Origin of the sequence: Dorea sp. 210702-DFI.3.17, assembly GCF_020560825.1 — a bacterium.
In the GTDB taxonomy this organism is placed as follows: Bacteria; Bacillota; Clostridia; order Lachnospirales; family Lachnospiraceae; genus Dorea; species Dorea formicigenerans.
The window spans coordinates 25,580-40,902 of sequence record NZ_JAJCNB010000023.1 but is presented as its reverse complement, the minus strand read 5'-3'; the positions used below and the strand labels follow the sequence as shown (position 1 = coordinate 40,902).

The 15,323-nt window shown below is 41.1% G+C and carries 15 protein-coding genes; all 15 read left to right on the top strand.

The window, feature by feature from the left end; all coding sequences use genetic code 11:
* The first annotated feature begins 209 nt into the window (after positions 1-209).
* Positions 210-584 (top strand): diacylglycerol kinase family protein, encoded by a 375-nt coding sequence (locus LI149_RS11055; protein ID WP_117606626.1) that lies wholly within the window; start codon positions 210-212, stop codon positions 582-584.
* 65 nt (positions 585-649) lie between these two features.
* Positions 650-1,030 (top strand): hypothetical protein, encoded by a 381-nt coding sequence (locus LI149_RS11050; RefSeq protein ID WP_118145316.1) that lies wholly within the window; start codon positions 650-652, stop codon positions 1,028-1,030.
* Position 1,031: 1 nt separating this feature from the next.
* Positions 1,032-2,618, top strand: a complete 1,587-nt coding sequence (locus tag LI149_RS11045) for an AarF/ABC1/UbiB kinase family protein (RefSeq protein ID WP_227079285.1) — start codon at positions 1,032-1,034, stop codon at positions 2,616-2,618.
* 91 nt (positions 2,619-2,709) lie between these two features.
* On the top strand, positions 2,710-3,225 hold the full coding sequence (locus LI149_RS11040) for a YcxB family protein (protein ID WP_227079284.1): 516 nt from the start codon (positions 2,710-2,712) through the stop codon (positions 3,223-3,225).
* Between the two features lie 59 nt (positions 3,226-3,284).
* Complete coding sequence (locus LI149_RS11035; RefSeq protein ID WP_227087276.1) at positions 3,285-4,628, top strand: MATE family efflux transporter; 1,344 nt, start codon at positions 3,285-3,287, stop codon at positions 4,626-4,628.
* A gap of 153 nt (positions 4,629-4,781) precedes the next feature.
* A complete protein-coding gene (locus tag LI149_RS11030; RefSeq protein ID WP_227079282.1) occupies positions 4,782-5,129 on the top strand; it encodes a hypothetical protein in 348 nt (115 codons plus the stop codon).
* A gap of 99 nt (positions 5,130-5,228) precedes the next feature.
* A complete protein-coding gene (locus LI149_RS11025) occupies positions 5,229-6,332 on the top strand; it encodes a 5-methyltetrahydropteroyltriglutamate--homocysteine S-methyltransferase (protein WP_227079281.1) in 1,104 nt (367 codons plus the stop codon).
* Between the two features lie 479 nt (positions 6,333-6,811).
* Positions 6,812-7,336, top strand: a complete 525-nt coding sequence (locus LI149_RS11020) for a phosphatase PAP2 family protein (RefSeq protein ID WP_319638906.1) — start codon at positions 6,812-6,814, stop codon at positions 7,334-7,336.
* 15 nt (positions 7,337-7,351) lie between these two features.
* Entirely contained in the window at positions 7,352-8,383 is a 1,032-nt protein-coding gene (locus LI149_RS11015; protein ID WP_227079279.1) for a lysylphosphatidylglycerol synthase transmembrane domain-containing protein, read from the top strand.
* A gap of 18 nt (positions 8,384-8,401) precedes the next feature.
* Positions 8,402-9,022 (top strand): phosphatidylcholine/phosphatidylserine synthase, encoded by a 621-nt coding sequence (locus LI149_RS11010; protein ID WP_227079278.1) that lies wholly within the window; start codon positions 8,402-8,404, stop codon positions 9,020-9,022.
* Positions 9,023-9,094: 72 nt separating this feature from the next.
* Positions 9,095-9,970 carry a phosphatidylserine decarboxylase gene (locus LI149_RS11005; protein ID WP_173786565.1) on the top strand — a complete coding sequence of 292 codons (876 nt, stop codon included), beginning with the start codon at positions 9,095-9,097 and terminating at the stop codon, positions 9,968-9,970.
* Positions 9,971-10,201: 231 nt separating this feature from the next.
* Complete coding sequence (locus tag LI149_RS11000; protein WP_173786566.1) at positions 10,202-11,317, top strand: DnaJ C-terminal domain-containing protein; 1,116 nt, start codon at positions 10,202-10,204, stop codon at positions 11,315-11,317.
* A gap of 269 nt (positions 11,318-11,586) precedes the next feature.
* Positions 11,587-12,648, top strand: a complete 1,062-nt coding sequence (gene trpS, locus LI149_RS10995; protein ID WP_117493999.1) for a tryptophan--tRNA ligase — start codon at positions 11,587-11,589, stop codon at positions 12,646-12,648.
* A 148-nt stretch (positions 12,649-12,796) separates the two neighbouring features.
* Entirely contained in the window at positions 12,797-14,521 is a 1,725-nt protein-coding gene (locus tag LI149_RS10990) for an ABC transporter ATP-binding protein (RefSeq protein WP_173786295.1), read from the top strand.
* Between the two features lie 128 nt (positions 14,522-14,649).
* A complete protein-coding gene (locus LI149_RS10985; RefSeq protein WP_227143352.1) occupies positions 14,650-15,300 on the top strand; it encodes a cyclodeaminase/cyclohydrolase family protein in 651 nt (216 codons plus the stop codon).
* Positions 15,301-15,323: the final 23 nt, after the last annotated feature.

The window sequence follows — 15,323 nt, the reverse complement described above, 5'->3', positions numbered from 1 at the left end:
AAGTGTCAAAGCCTCAATAATTACAATTTTATCCTTAACTTAATGACATTGTTTTGAAAAAAACCCCGTCCCCAATTGAAGTTTAACCTGTCCATTTTTGAATTGTGCAATTTTGGTACACATTTTGAAAAGGGAAAACTTATTGGCATACTGGATATTATCAATGAAATTTGTTATAATAGTGACACATATAAAAGCAGGTGATTCGAATGAAAATGGAAAAGAAAGATCCGCTATATCGAAGTTTCGGCTATGCCTTTCAGGGGATTTTTACTTGTGTCCGGAAAGAACGGAATATGAAGATTCATTGTGTGGCGGCAGTGCTTGTTGTGATTGCGGGTGTGATTTTGAAGATTTCAGCGATTGAGTGGTGCATCTGTATGGTGCTGTTCGGACTGGTCATGGCGCTGGAACATGTGAATACGGCAGTGGAAGCGGTGGTGGATATGGTGACAGAAGAATACCACCCGTTGGCGAAAGTTGCGAAAGATACCGCAGCGGGAGCAGTGCTCATTGCGGCAATTATGGCAGCAATCGCAGGGTGCATTATATTTTTGCCGAAGATAGCGCAGATATTGCAGTAATCCAATTTAGAACAAGACTTCCGTGATATAGAAGTTTTAGAATAGACGTAAAGGAGATATGACTTATGGAAAGATTAGGAGAAGGATTAAAGAAACTGGCACTTGCAGGAATCGGAACAGCAGCGTATGCAGTGGAGAAATCTGCAGATATTCTGGATACTCTTGCAAAAAAAGGTGAGGAGACAGTTGAGCAGGGAAAGGTGCTCAACAAAGAGTTAAAGCATAATGTGAAGTCTACGATCAAAGATTACAAAGCTTCCAATGGAAAGATGCATACGGTACATGAGGCAGAGGTTGTGGAAGCGGAGGTCGTAGAGGACGATGATATTCCAGGTTCAGCAACTGAGGTGGAAGATGTCGATGACCATGAGGAAACGGAGACAGAAGAAGCTGAAACTGACAGTAAAATGGAAACTGTAGAAGAAACTGAGACAGAGGAAGAATAACGTGTCCGAAAAGAAAAATGAAAATGGATACAAAGGAAGATTTCGTGAAATAGCGGCGGTTCTTCACAAGCATGAAATTTCAAAAGGAATCACTCCGGAAAAGTTGAGGTTGATTTTGGAAGACTTGGGACCGACTTTTGTTAAGGTCGGTCAGTTGATGTCTCTGAGATCAGATATTTTACCGAAGAATTATTGTGATGAATTGCAGAAGTTGTGTTCCGATGTACCTCCGATGCCTTTTTATGAGGTGGAGGAGGTGCTTCGGGACTCTTTTGGATATGAGTGGCAGGAAGAATTTGAGTGGATCGATGAGACACCGCTTGGTTCAGCGTCTATCGCGCAGGTGCATCGGGCACGGTTAAAAACTGGAGAAGAAGTGGTCATTAAGGTACAGCGAAAAGGTATTTATGAGACCATGGCGCGAGATATCGGACTCATGCACAAGCTGGTATCCCTTGTTCCACCAATCAGTATCACTGACATGGTGGATTTTAAAATGGTATTGAATGAGCTGTGGAAGGTCACTCAAGAGGAAATGAATTTCATCATTGAAGCCGGGAATATGGAAGAGTTCAAAGAGAAGAACAGGGACGTTGCATTTGTGGATACGCCGGTTCTTTTTAAAGAATACACCACGTCTTCGGTTATTGTGATGGAGTACATTGATGGTTACGCCATTGATGATAAGGAACATTTGCTGGAAGATGGCTATGATATGAATGAAATAGGAAGCAAATATGTGGACAATTTCATCAAACAGGTCATGGATGACGGTTTTTTTCATGCGGATCCGCACCCGGGAAATGTACGAATCCGGGATGGTAAAATTGTCTGGATCGACATGGGTATGATGGGACGACTTACAGAACGCGACCGGGAACAGATTGCCAAGGCAGTGGAAGGTGTTGCCCTTAATGATATCGGCATGATCCAGGATGCTGTGCTGGCGCTTGGAGAATTTCGCGGAGAGCCAGATCCAAGCCAGCTTTATAAGGACATTCGAGGTTTGATGGCAAAGTATGGAACGGCAGATATGGGAAATATTGACGTGGCAGAAGTCCTTCAGGATCTCATGGATGTCATGAAGGAAAATAAAATCACCATGCCCCACGGACTGACTATGCTGGCGAGAGGACTTGCTCATGTAGAGGGGGTGCTTGCGGATATCAGTCCGCAGATTAATATGGTAGAGATTGCAGCATCCCGGCTGAAAAGTCAGTTTATCCAGAATCATGACTGGAAAAAAGAAGCAAAATCCGGGGCGAAGAGCATTTATCTGTCTATGAGAAAAGCAGTGGATATTCCGGCTCTTGTGGCAGATCTTTTAGACGGTTACATGAAAGGTCAGACGAGGATCAATCTGGATCTGCATGCAGGAGAAGACCTGGCGAATTTGTTGCGCCGCGTCACGAGAAATGTGGTCATGGGTCTTTGGGTCATGGCGCTACTTATTAGTTCCAGCATTATCTGCACGACAGATATGAAGCCGAAGATTCTGGGCATCCCGGCACTTGGTGCAATTGGATACTTAGGCGCATCTGTAATTGTACTCTATGTGTTTATAAAACACATTTTTTCAAGAAAATGATCGAGCCTGAGGCAGAGGCAGCCTGAGGCTTGGAAAGCTATGCTTCAATATCTGAAAAGTGATAAGGAATAAAATATGAGGAGAGGTTAAAATGGAAGTACAGTCGGTTATTAATGAGTCAGCATTAAAAGAGGCGAGAAAATATCTGATCAAGCCGGGAATCCGTAAGATCAGTGCAATTGCCAGTGCAGCATTTGTGCTGCTGGCAGCATATTGTATGTTGGCAGGAAGACCGTCTACGATGTTGCTGGCAGTATTTGCAATTGTCATTTTTTATGGGGAATTAAAAATGATCGAGAGCAAACAGATTAAAGGATTCCTGAAAAAATTGGATGAGCTTTATGGAAAAAAAGAAGTGATCGCACCAATTGTATTTCGTGATGCAGATATTCTGATCCAGAATCCGCTTTCCGGTGGGAAAAATGCAGTCAGATATGAAGTTATGGATACATTAATTGAGACAGAGCATTATTTCCTTCTCTTTACAAAGGAGTGGCAGATCACAATCATTGAGAAAGATGGAATGGATTCAGGAGAAAAAGACAGGTTCTTGAAAATGATGGAAGAAAAGATGCCGGGCTTAAAGAGAAAATATGGAAAGAAATAATCCAGAATATATGTAAAATGGAGAAAATACAGAAGTAGGATTTAAAGGCAATTTTTATTATGGAGAGAGATTTGACGAGTGGCAGTGTGTTCAAGACGGTAGTTTATTTTTCTTTACCGTACTTGCTGTCATACTTTTTACAGACATTATATGGAATGGCAGATCTGTTCATTGTAGGGCAGTTCGGAGGAGTCAGCAGTACGACAGCAGTGTCGATCGGAAGTCAGATCATGCATATGTTAACGGTAATGATAGTGGGACTTGCCATGGGTTCGACAGTGATGATCGGTCGTAGTATCGGTGCAAAAAATAAACGGCAGGCAGCGGAATGTATCGGAAATACGGTGACGATGTTTATGGGAATATCTATGGTTCTGATGGCAGTCCTTCTTGTGCGTGTCCGACCAATTGTGGGAATAATGTCTACTCCGGCGGAGGCAGTAGAAGGGACAGTTCGTTATCTGACTATTTGTTTTATAGGGATTCCTTTTATCACAGCTTATAATATTATCAGCTCCATTTTCCGGGGGATGGGGGATTCTAAGAGTCCGATGTATTTTATTGCGGTGGCATGTGCGGCCAATATCGGATTGGATTATCTGTTTATTGGGTTGCTGGGGTTGGATGCAGCCGGTGCTGCCCTTGGAACGACGATCGCACAGGCAATCAGTGTAGTTGTATCGATGGTTGTGATTTTGAAAAGAAAGAGTGGAATTCGTTTGGAAAAATCGGATTTCAGACCGAAACGCATGACCATGAAAAATATTTTAAAGGTCGGAATTCCGGTGTGCCTGCAGGACGGTTTCATCCAGGTATCTTTTGTTGTAATCACGATTTTTGCAAACCAGCGAGGACTGACTGATGCGGCAGCAGTTGGAATTGTGGAGAAGATTATCAGTATTTTATTCCTTGTTCCATCGTCTATGATGTCTACAATCTCAGCACTTGTGGCGCAGAATATCGGAGCGGGAAAACACGACCGTGCAAAGCTGACATTAAAATATGTGCTGATGATTACGGTGACATATGGATTAATTATGACGATTATCATACAGTTTGTGTCAGTTCCGCTGGTAGGATTATTTACAAATGATGGTGCAGTTGCAGTAAGTGGAGCCGGATATCTTCGCAGCTATGCGTCAGACTGCATTTTCGCAGGAATTCATTTCTGCCTGAGTGGATATTTCTATGCATATGGTCTGTCAGTGATTTCGTTCATTCATAATTCGATATCGATTGTGTGTGCGAGAATCCCACTATCCTACTATGCGTCAGTGCATTTTAAGGATACGCTGTTCCCAATGGGATGTGCAGCTCCGGCAGGCTCACTCATTTCTGTGGTGATTTGTGTTGGTGCCTTTATCTGGCTGGAGCACCACGAAGATAAGTATCAAAATACATAGTAAATGCATTGATTTTGATATCTGTAATGTATTGTTTATTAGTCTCAAATTCCGTCTCGTTTTTTGCACCTTTTCTATTGATTTTGCAGTTGAATCAAGATAAAATCGGTTGTAAAAGTGAGGCAAAACGGAACAAAAAAGAGGAGGCGGAATATGAATCAGGCAGATATTGAAAAATATGCATTTTTGTATTTTTGTGGAGAGAAGGACAGAGATATTTTACTTGAAAATAGAAAAATGACATTTGAGGATTTGGAGCGGTTTAGTTATCTGACAGATCTTTTCGGGTTTCAGAAATATCATGCACAGATCTGGAACAAATTTTCCGGGCAGTTTGAAGAAAAATTCGAGGCGTTGGAACATTTATATGAAGAAAGTGCAGATATTGTTCGAGACAATTATATTTCACAAGATCAGGAAGTTTTAAACGATACTGACCAACAGACACAATGGAAAAATGATTTCTTAAGAAATGCACCTTGCCATAACTTAAAGTTATGACAAACTGCGCTTTTTATATATTTTTCAAATCTTCTTTTCTCTTGTATAGTGTAATGCATGAAGAGGATAACAAAAAACATGGGAAAAGGAGATTTTGATATGATTCAGATAAAGTATGATATTGTAGGTTCTTTCCTCCGCCCGGAGGCAATTAAAAAAGCGAGAGCAGAGTTTAAAAGTGGTGCAATCACAAGAGAAGATTTGAAAAAGGTTGAGGACGAGGAGATTGCAAAGCTGGTTAAAAAAGAAGTGGAGCATGGCCTTCCATTTATCACAGATGGAGAGTTCCGCCGCCGCTGGTGGCATCTGGACTGGCTGAAAGAGTTCGATGGATTTGATACAATTCATTTTACGAAGGAAATCAATGGAACGAGCAATGAAATCGAGCTTGGAACAGTGACAGGAAAGATTTTCTATGACAAGAATAAGGTTCACCCGGAGGTGGAAGCATGGGATTATCTTCACAGGCTGGCATCCCAGTATGAAGGCGTGACTGCGAAGAAATGTATTTCCGGTCCGAATATGATTCTGATCGATCACTTCCTTCAGCTTGGCAACAAAGAAACTCCGTATTACGAAAGAGATTTAAAAGCTTTGATTGATGATATTGCAAAGGCTTATCAGGATGCAATTTTGGATTTTTATGATCATGGATGCCGTTATCTGCAGATTGACGATACTTCATGGACCTACCTGATCGATGAGAAGTTTTTACAGAAAGTAGAAGCACTTGGTTATACGCAGAAAGAGGTGTTGAACTGGTTTTGGAATGTGTCCACAAAAGCACTGGAAAAGAAGCCGGTTGATATGGTTGTTGCAACACATTTCTGCAAAGGAAATTTCAAAGGGAATCCGTTATTTTCTGGATTTTATGATGCAGTGGCACCAGTCATTGCAGACATTCCGTATGATGCATTCTTTGTAGAGTATGACGATGCGCGCTCAGGTTCTTTTGAACCTTGGAAAGTGTTAAAAGATAAGGACGCTCTCTTTGTGGCAGGTCTGATCTCCACAAAGAATCCTGTTCTGGAAGACCACGATGAAATTAAGAAACGTTATGAGGAAGCAAAAGCGGTAGTGGGAGAGCAGATTGCACTCTCCCCGCAGTGTGGATTTGCTTCCGTGGAAGAAGGAAACTGTATTGACGAAGAGACGCAGTGGAAGAAGATAGACCTTCTCGTATCCTGCAAGGACTTCTTATAAGAAATCTGTTTGCCAGGCAGACTGAAAATTCACATTGAGGATTATGAATGAGTCTTGAAAATATATATCAGCTGACTAAATGAGAAAATCACTTATTTAGTCGGCTTTTTAGCGTGTGTGCATATGACAAAAGGGTCTGGAAAGCTTAGCAGAGTGCCGAAACTCCATAGTTTCTTAAGGAAACTCATAAATTTTATTAAGATATTCTAAAGTATGTTGTTATTTTATTTTCTGCGTATAAAATAGGTATTATGAACAAATTAAGCAGAGAGAAAATGTGTAAAAAAGAGAAAAAAGAAATCTTAAGAATTTTATTGCCACCGATATTTACATTTTTGTTGAATTCTGTGGTATACTGGAGTGCACCCTTAATCAAAACAGGAATTGTGGCACACAATCTGTCGAGTTCTGTTGACAGGATTGTTCCATTTATGCCGCAATTCATCATAATTTATTTTGGATGCTATATATTCTGGGTTGTGAATTATCTACTCATTGCGGCGCAGAAAGATGAGCACAGGTATCAATTTTTTACTGCTGACTTTTATGCGCGGCTGATCTGTTTTGTCTGTTTTGTATTTTTCCCAACTACAAATACAAGACCGGAACTTACAGGCAGTGATATCTTTACTGGTGCAGTTCGTTTCCTGTACCAGATTGACAAGCCGGTAAATTTGTTTCCGTCCATTCACTGTATGGCGAGCTGGTTTTGCTGTATAGGACTTAGAAAATGTGAAAATGTTCCAAAGTGGTACCAAAATTTGTCTGAGATTATCGCAGTTCTGGTATTTATTTCTACCCTTGCGCTCAGACAGCATGTACTGGTTGATGTATTTAGTGGAATTTTGGTGGCAGAAGCAACATGGCAGATAAGCAGACGTACGAATGGATATCAGATTTATCAGAGAATCGTTGAATATATGTCAGATTGGCTGCAACATATCATTAACCGGCTGAAACATGTATGGAAGGATTTTTTTTTCGGGCCAAAAGGAAACAGCTGACAGGGGGAAGGAAGAATGGCAGATAAGAAGAAAATGATATTTAATATAGTATTCCTGATCCTTGTATTTGCCGGAACACTGTATGGCGTCTTTCACGGGGAGGATCTGGGAGAAATCGTCCACATTGTGAAGACAGTGGATCCGCTTTGGCTGATTCCAGGTGTGATCTGTGTCGTGATTTTTATCTGGGGTGAATCCATCATCATTTTTTATATGATGCATACGCTTGGAATCAAACTGAAAAAATGGACCTGTTTTTTATTTTCCTCGGTCGGTTTTTTCTTTAGCTGTATTACTCCGTCAGCGACAGGCGGACAGCCGGCTCAGATATATTATATGAAAAAAGAGAAGATTCCGATTCCGGTGTCTACGCTTGTTCTTATGATCGTGACGATTACATATAAGCTGGTACTTGTGGTCATCGGAGTTACACTGACAATTTTTGGTCAGGGCTTTATTAAGGCACACCTTTACCGGGTTCGTCACATTTTTTATCTGGGGACGGCACTCAATGTATTCTGTGTGTCAGGAATGCTGGTACTTGTATTTCATCCGATGCTTGCAAGATCAATTCTTGTAAAAGGACTTGACCTTCTGGAAAAAATGCATTTGATGAAGAAAAAGAGTTCAAGACTTGAAAAGTTGAATGCTTCTATGGATCAGTACCGTGCTACGGCGGTGTATCTGCGGGAGCATGTATGGGTGCTTGTGGGAGTGTTTGCAATTACAGTATTCCAGAGATTTGCATTGTTCGCGGCAACCTGGTTTGTATATAAAGCATTTGGACTCTCCGGAAGTTCTGCGTTTGTCATAATTATATTGCAGGGAACCATCTCTGTGGCTGTGGATATGTTGCCACTGCCAGGAGGAATGGGAATCAGCGAACAGTTATTTTTAAGAATATTTTTACCAATATTTGGAAATAAGTTATTGCTTCCGGGAATGCTCTTAAGCCGTGGCCTGGGATATTACACCGAGCTGCTCTTAAGTGCACTGCTTACAATTTTTGCGAATTTTACAATAGGAAGAAATGTTAAAAAGGGATAAGAAAGTTGAGGAAAATGAATGATGTTAGGTGTATATGATTACACAGTAGTGCTGACTTATGTAAGTGTATTGATTTCGATGGGAGGAATGCTGTTTTCTATGAATGGTTATCCGAGAATGGCGATTGTCTGTCTGGCACTGTCAGGATTTTGTGATATGTTTGACGGCAAGATTGCCCGGACGAAAAAAAATCGTACTGAAGTGGAGAAAAAGTTTGGAATTCAGATTGATTCGTTGGCAGATATTATCTGTTTTGGTGTGGGTCCGACATTGATCGCATATCGTATGGGAATGAACCATGGTATCGGAGTTGCGATTCTGATGTTCTATGTGCTGGCAGGACTGATCCGTCTGGCATGGTATAATGTGTCTGAAGAAATCCGTCAGGAAGAGACCACGGAAAACAGGGAATGTTATCAAGGACTTCCGATTACTTCTATGGCAGTTGCACTTCCTATTTTATATGTGTTCCGTCCGATACTTGGCAAAGATTTTATCATTGCCTTGCATGCGCTTGTACTGATCATCGGACTTTTGTTTATCACAAATTTCAGACTCCGCAAGCCGAAGAAGCTGGGACAGACTGTCATGGTTGTCATTGTCGCACTGGCAGTGCTGCATGGACTGCATATCTGGTAGAGAATTCCTGCAAAGCCAGGTGGAATCGTGAAAGAATATATGAGAGATTGAACATTAAGTGAGGGAAAAGACATGGCTGTGACATATATCACTCGTGATGGAACGAAAATAGACGGAACGACTGGACAGGATCACCTGTTAGAAGTTATTTATGGTCATGCGCTGACCAGAATGCTGCTCCGCCCATTTTTGTCTCCGGCAGTTTCTGATATTTGTGGAAAGTTTTTAAGTACAAGACTTTCCAGGAGGATAATCCCTTCCTTTGTAAAAAAGAATCACATTGATCTTGGCATTTATGAAAAGCAGGAATTTGATTCCTATAATGCATTTTTTACAAGGAAGATCAAGGCGGAGCAAAGACCGATCAATGAACAGAAAAATATTCTGATCAGCCCAAGCGACGGAAAAGTCACTGCATATCCAATCACGCAGAAAGGGAGATTCTGGATCAAACACACACAGTACACGGCAGCGCAGCTTTTAAAAGATGAACGTTTGGCAGAACGTTATATGGGTGGCTGGATTTATGTGATCCGTCTGACAGTGGATGATTATCACCGGTACTGCTATGTAGCAGATGGACGAAAGTCAAGGCAGCGGAAGATTCGCGGCGTACTTCATACCGTGAACCCAGTGGCAAATGATTACTATCCAATTTACAAAATGAATTCGAGGGAATATTGTCTTCTAAAGACAAAGGAGCTAGGAACAATCCTTCTTATGGAAGTAGGAGCTTTGATGGTTGGAAAAATCAATAATCATGAAGAAGATTCTGCTCAGGTAAAACGTGGTGACGAAAAAGGAATGTTCGAATTCGGTGGTTCTACGATTGTGGTGATGACAGAGCCTGGCATGGCAGAACCGGACAAGGATATTATCCATAATACAAAAGCACAGGCAGAGACATTGGTAAAAATGGGCGAGCCTATTGGGGGTAAATATGAATAATTCCGGGCGTTAAAAAAATATAATCTTATGTTGACATTATGAAAAATGAGTGTTATATTACAAGTAGAACAAAAAGAGTTCTAAAGTAATCGAGAAATTATGTTTTATGGCAGATATGATTACCCCACAGGTAAATTCCTGTGGGGTAATTTAAGATATCAGAGGGTATCAGAATACAATCTGCAGACATTCTTGAATATGAAAAACAGCAAACTAAGGGAGGAACAGATTATGTCAGCAAAAAGAGATTATTATGAAGTCCTAGGAGTTAGCCGGGATGCAGACAAGAACACAATAAAAAAGGCATATCGGAAACTGGCAAAAAAATACCACCCGGATACAAATCAGGGAAATGCACAGGCGGCAGAGCGCTTCAAGGAAGCAACAGAAGCCTACAATATATTAAGTGACCCGGAAAAGAAAAAAATGTATGACCAGTTTGGTCATGCTGCATTCGATGGAAGCGGTGCAGCAGGTGGTGCTTATGGTGGCGCTTATAGCAGAAATGGAGGCGGTACTTACCAGTATGCAGGACCGGACGGTACATTCCATGAATATCATTTTGAAGGAAATGGCGATATGGACGATTTCCTGAAGAACATTTTTGGAGGAAGCTTTGGTGGCTTTGGCGGCGCTACAAGAAGTTCTTCGAAAGGATCAAGGAGTGGCTTTAGTGGAAGTGGCTTTGGAAGAAGTGGCTTTGGCGGCACTGGTTTTAGTGGAAGTGGCTTTGGAGGAAGCGGCTTTAGTGGAAGTGGCTTTGGCGAAAGTGGATCGTATGCAAATTACAGCCAGGGCGGAGCAGATGTTACAGCAGAAATTACAGTAGGATTTGACGAAGCTGCCTTTGGTTGTGAGAAAGTCATACATTTGACGGAAAATAATGGAAAAGTAGTAGGCAAAGCATTGAAGGTAAAGATTCCGGCCGGCATTGATACGGGTAAGAGTATTCGGCTTCGCGGAAAAGGAAATCCGGGAATCAATGGCGGAAAAGCAGGAGATCTTCTTCTGAAAGTGAAAGTCGCATCAAAACCAGGATATGAACGGAAGGGCATGGATGTTTACACAACAGTCAGAGTTCCATTCACAACAGCAGTACTTGGCGGTGAGGCGAAGGTTGAGACACTTCACGGAAATGTATTGTGTAAGATTAATCCGGGAACTCAGTCCGGAACAAAGATTCGTTTGAGAGGCAAAGGAATTGTTTCTATGAAAGATAAGAATCAGCAAGGAGATCAATATGTGACGGTCCAGATTGATGTGCCGGGAAATCTGAGTGAAGAAGCAAAAAGAAAATTAAGAGAATTCGAAGTAGCATGTAAGAAAGGACAACAAGGTGTAGCATAATAATAAAAGAATAGATTTATAATATAGATTTACAGGATAAACCTAAACCTACAGTTTAACGAATTACTGTGTTCGTGTATTGACGCTTTCTTAAGAAAAGCTTATAATGAACAAAGATATTGTCTGCGTAGATATTGCTTGCGTAGATATTGCTTGCTTTGAATCTACGCTTTAAGCATAGATAATATAAGGAAAGCAGGCAGATTATAAAGACATGTAATTGTATATGGATACAGATTATGTAAAATATATGCTAAGGAGAACAAAAAATGAAGAAAATTATCTTAACCGGTGACAGACCAACAGGACGTCTTCATGTGGGACATTATGTAGGATCACTGCAGGAGCGTGTGAAATTGCAGAATTCCGGTGATTATGATGAAATCTATATTATGATTGCAGATGCTCAGGCATTGACAGACAATGCGGAACATCCAGAGAAAGTAAGACAGAATATTATGAATGTGGCACTGGATTATCTTGCTTGCGGAATCGACCCGGCAAAATCTAATATTTTCATTCAGTCTATGGTTCCGGAACTGACAGAGCTTACATTTTATTATATGAATCTGGTTACAGTGTCCAGGGTACAGAGGAACCCTACAGTAAAAGCCGAGATTCAGCAGAGAAATTTTGAGGCAAGCATTCCGGTCGGATTTTTCTGCTATCCGATCAGTCAGGCAGCAGATATCACGGCGTTTCGTGCAACAACTGTACCGGTAGGAGAGGATCAGCTGCCGATGCTGGAGCAGTGTAAAGAAATCGTACACAAATTCAACAGCGTGTATGGTGAGACACTGACAGAGCCAGATATTATTCTTCCATCTAACAAAGCATGCCTGAGACTGCCAGGAATCGACGGTAAGGCAAAGATGAGTAAATCACTTGGAAATTGTATTTACCTGTCAGATGAAGCAGAAGACATTAAGAAAAAAGTTATGTCCATGTTCACGGATCCGAATCACTTAAGAGTCGAAGATCCAGGGCAGGTAGAAGGCAACCCGGTATTCATTTATCTTGATGCATTCTGCAAGCAGGAATATGTAGACGAATTTCTTCCAGATTATGCAAACCTGGAGGAACTGAAAGAACATTACAAACGCGGTGGACTTGGAGATGTAAAAGTAAAAAAATTCCTGAACAATGTAATGCAGGCAGAACTTGCACCAATTCGCGAGAGAAGAAAATCATGGGAGAAGAGACTCCCGGATGTATACGACATTCTCAAAGAAGGAAGCAAGGTTGCAGAGGCAAAAGCTGCAGAAACACTTCGAGATGTAAAAAATTCTATGAAGATAAACTATTTTGAAGATCCAGACTTTTTGAAATAATTGGAATTGTTTTGACGATTACAAAAAGGGACAGGTTAAAGTTTAATTGGGGACGGGGTTTTTTTGAAAAAACCCCGTCCCCAATTATATATTTTCAAAATTGTATATATAATATTACTAGCGATTTTGGGTAGAAAGAGGTTTTTAAATGCATACGTTAAAGAGATTTATTCAATATTATGCGCCGTACAAAGCTGTTTTTTTCTTAGATCTTGTCTGTGCAGCGATAATCAGCCTGGTGGATCTGGCTTTTCCTCAGATTTTACGGACACTTACGAGGACGTTGTTTGTGGAAAATGCGTCTTCAATTATGCGTAATCTTGTACCGATAGGGATTGTGTTGTTCTTGATTTATGTTCTTCAGGCATGTTGCAAATATTATGTCAGTTATCAGGGGCATATGATGGGAGCACATATGGAGCGAGATATGCGCCAACAATTGTTTGATCATTATGAAAAATTATCATTTTCTTATTATGATCAGAACAATTCCGGACAGATGATGAGTAAACTGGTATCGGATCTGTTTGATATTGCGGAGTTTGCGCATCACGGACCGGAGAATTTATTTATCTCGCTGATTAAAATTATCGGCTCTTTTGTATTTTTATTCCTGATCAACTGGAAGCTTGCGATCCCACTTCTTGTGATGGTTGTATTTATGATTTTCTTTTCAGGCAGCCAGAACCGGAAGATGCAGACAACATTTATGGATAACAGGCAGAAAATCGGGAACGTGAATTCCAGTTTGCAGGATACGCTTGCCGGAATCCGTGTCGTACAGTCTTTTGCAAATGAAGAGATTGAGCGGGAGAAATTCATGGAGAGCAATCATGGATTTCTTTTATCTAAGAAAGCGAACTATCAGTGTATGGGAAGCTTTATGAGTGGAAATCTGTTCTTTCAGGGCATGATGTATCTGATTACGCTTGTATTTGGAGGCTGGCTCATAGCCCATGGTCAGATGGAAGTAGCTGATCTTGCTATGTATGCGCTTTATATCGGAATCTTTATCAGCCCGATTCAGATTCTTGTGGAGCTGACTGAGATGATGCAGAAAGGTCTGTCCGGATTCCGGAGATTTCTGGACGTGGTCGAGACAGAGCCTGAGATTACGAATGCACCGGACGCAGAGACGCTTGATGATGTGAAGGGAGATGTGAATTATGAAAATGTTTCCTTTCATTATAGTGATGATGACACGCCGGTTCTGGAAAATGTATCGTTCCATATTCCGGCTGGAAAATCAATTGCGTTGGTTGGTCCTTCTGGAAGTGGCAAGACAACAATTTGTTCCCTGCTTCCGAGATTTTACGATGTAACAGGTGGAAAGATTACGGTTGACGGAAAAGATGTGAGAAAGCTGACCCTTGAGAGTCTGCGTAATCAGATTGGTCTTGTGCAGCAGGATGTTTATCTTTTCTGTGGAAGTATCCGTGAAAATATTGCATATGGTAAGCCTGACGCTACGATGGAAGAGATTGAAGATGCGGCAAAGAAAGCCAATATCCATGACTTTATTATGGAACTTCCGGATGGATATGAAACATTTGTCGGAGAAAGAGGAACCCGACTTTCCGGTGGACAGAAGCAGAGAATTTCTATTGCCAGAGTTTTCCTTAAGAATCCGCCAATCCTGATTCTGGATGAGGCAACCAGTGCATTGGACAATGAAAGTGAACGTTGGATCCAGCAGAGTCTTGAAGAGTTGGCAAAGAATCGTACGACCATTACAATTGCACATCGTTTGTCCACGATTCGTAATGCAGATGAGATTCTGGTCGTTGCCGACAATGGAATAGCAGAACGTGGAACACACGATGAGTTGATTGCACGTGGGGGTATTTACGCACATTATTATGAAATGTCATAGTTTTTACAAAATGTAGATAAAATTGGCACATAGATTTAGATAATATGGAAATTGATGTGTCACTTAGAAAATGTTATTATAATAACAATCTTTACGATTTAAAGTATTTAAAGAATGAGGTACGTACTATGAGTTCATTAGATAAACAGATAGATTTTACAGAAAACTCATGCAAGGAGTTTATTGATGTCCTTGCAAGCAGTGCCCCGATTCCGGGAGGCGGCGGAGCTTCTGCTTTAGTTGGAGCAATCGGAGTGGCACTCGGCAATATGGTGGGAAGTCTTACTGTCGGTAAGAAGCGTTATGCAGATGTAGAAGAAGATATTATCCGTTGTAAAAAAGAAGCAGATGAAATTACAAAGCGGCTTCTTGAACTTGTGGCAAAAGATGCCGAGGTCTTTGAACCATTAAGCAAAGCGTACAGTCTGCCAAAGAGTACGCCGGAAGAACTTGCAAAAAAGGAAGAAGTTATGGCAGTTGTGTTAAAAGATGCATGTGAAGTACCGCTTGAAATTATGAAAACCTGTGCAAGAGGATTAGACCTGATGAAAGAGTTTGCTGAAAAAGGAAGCCGGATTGCACTTAGTGATGCAGGAGTCGGAGCAACACTTTTGAAGTCTGCACTGCAGGGCGCGTCATTGAACATTTATATTAACACAAAATCTATGAAAGATCGTGTCTTAGCTCAACAGTTGAATGATGAGACAGACAGTCTCAGAAAAACTTATGAGAAGAAGGCAGATGAAATATTTGAAAATGTATGCAATGAGATTCGTTAAGTCACGGTAATGAAAAAGGAGAA

Bases quoted from the DNA above. Each gene is read 5' to 3' on its own strand.
- LI149_RS11055 (WP_117606626.1), top strand. From the start codon at position 210: ATGAAAATGGAAAAGAAAGATCCGCTATATCGAAGTTTCGGCTATGCC.
- LI149_RS11050 (WP_118145316.1), top strand. From the start codon at position 650: ATGGAAAGATTAGGAGAAGGATTAAAGAAACTGGCACTTGCAGGAATC.
- LI149_RS11040 (WP_227079284.1), top strand. From the start codon at position 2,710: ATGGAAGTACAGTCGGTTATTAATGAGTCAGCATTAAAAGAGGCGAGA.
- LI149_RS11035 (WP_227087276.1), top strand. From the start codon at position 3,285: ATGGAGAGAGATTTGACGAGTGGCAGTGTGTTCAAGACGGTAGTTTAT.
- LI149_RS11030 (WP_227079282.1), top strand. From the start codon at position 4,782: ATGAATCAGGCAGATATTGAAAAATATGCATTTTTGTATTTTTGTGGA.
- LI149_RS11025 (WP_227079281.1), top strand. From the start codon at position 5,229: ATGATTCAGATAAAGTATGATATTGTAGGTTCTTTCCTCCGCCCGGAG.
- LI149_RS11015 (WP_227079279.1), top strand. From the start codon at position 7,352: ATGGCAGATAAGAAGAAAATGATATTTAATATAGTATTCCTGATCCTT.
- LI149_RS11010 (WP_227079278.1), top strand. From the start codon at position 8,402: ATGATGTTAGGTGTATATGATTACACAGTAGTGCTGACTTATGTAAGT.
- LI149_RS11005 (WP_173786565.1), top strand. From the start codon at position 9,095: ATGGCTGTGACATATATCACTCGTGATGGAACGAAAATAGACGGAACG.
- LI149_RS11000 (WP_173786566.1), top strand. From the start codon at position 10,202: ATGTCAGCAAAAAGAGATTATTATGAAGTCCTAGGAGTTAGCCGGGAT.
- trpS (WP_117493999.1), top strand. From the start codon at position 11,587: ATGAAGAAAATTATCTTAACCGGTGACAGACCAACAGGACGTCTTCAT.
- LI149_RS10990 (WP_173786295.1), top strand. From the start codon at position 12,797: ATGCATACGTTAAAGAGATTTATTCAATATTATGCGCCGTACAAAGCT.
- LI149_RS10985 (WP_227143352.1), top strand. From the start codon at position 14,650: ATGAGTTCATTAGATAAACAGATAGATTTTACAGAAAACTCATGCAAG.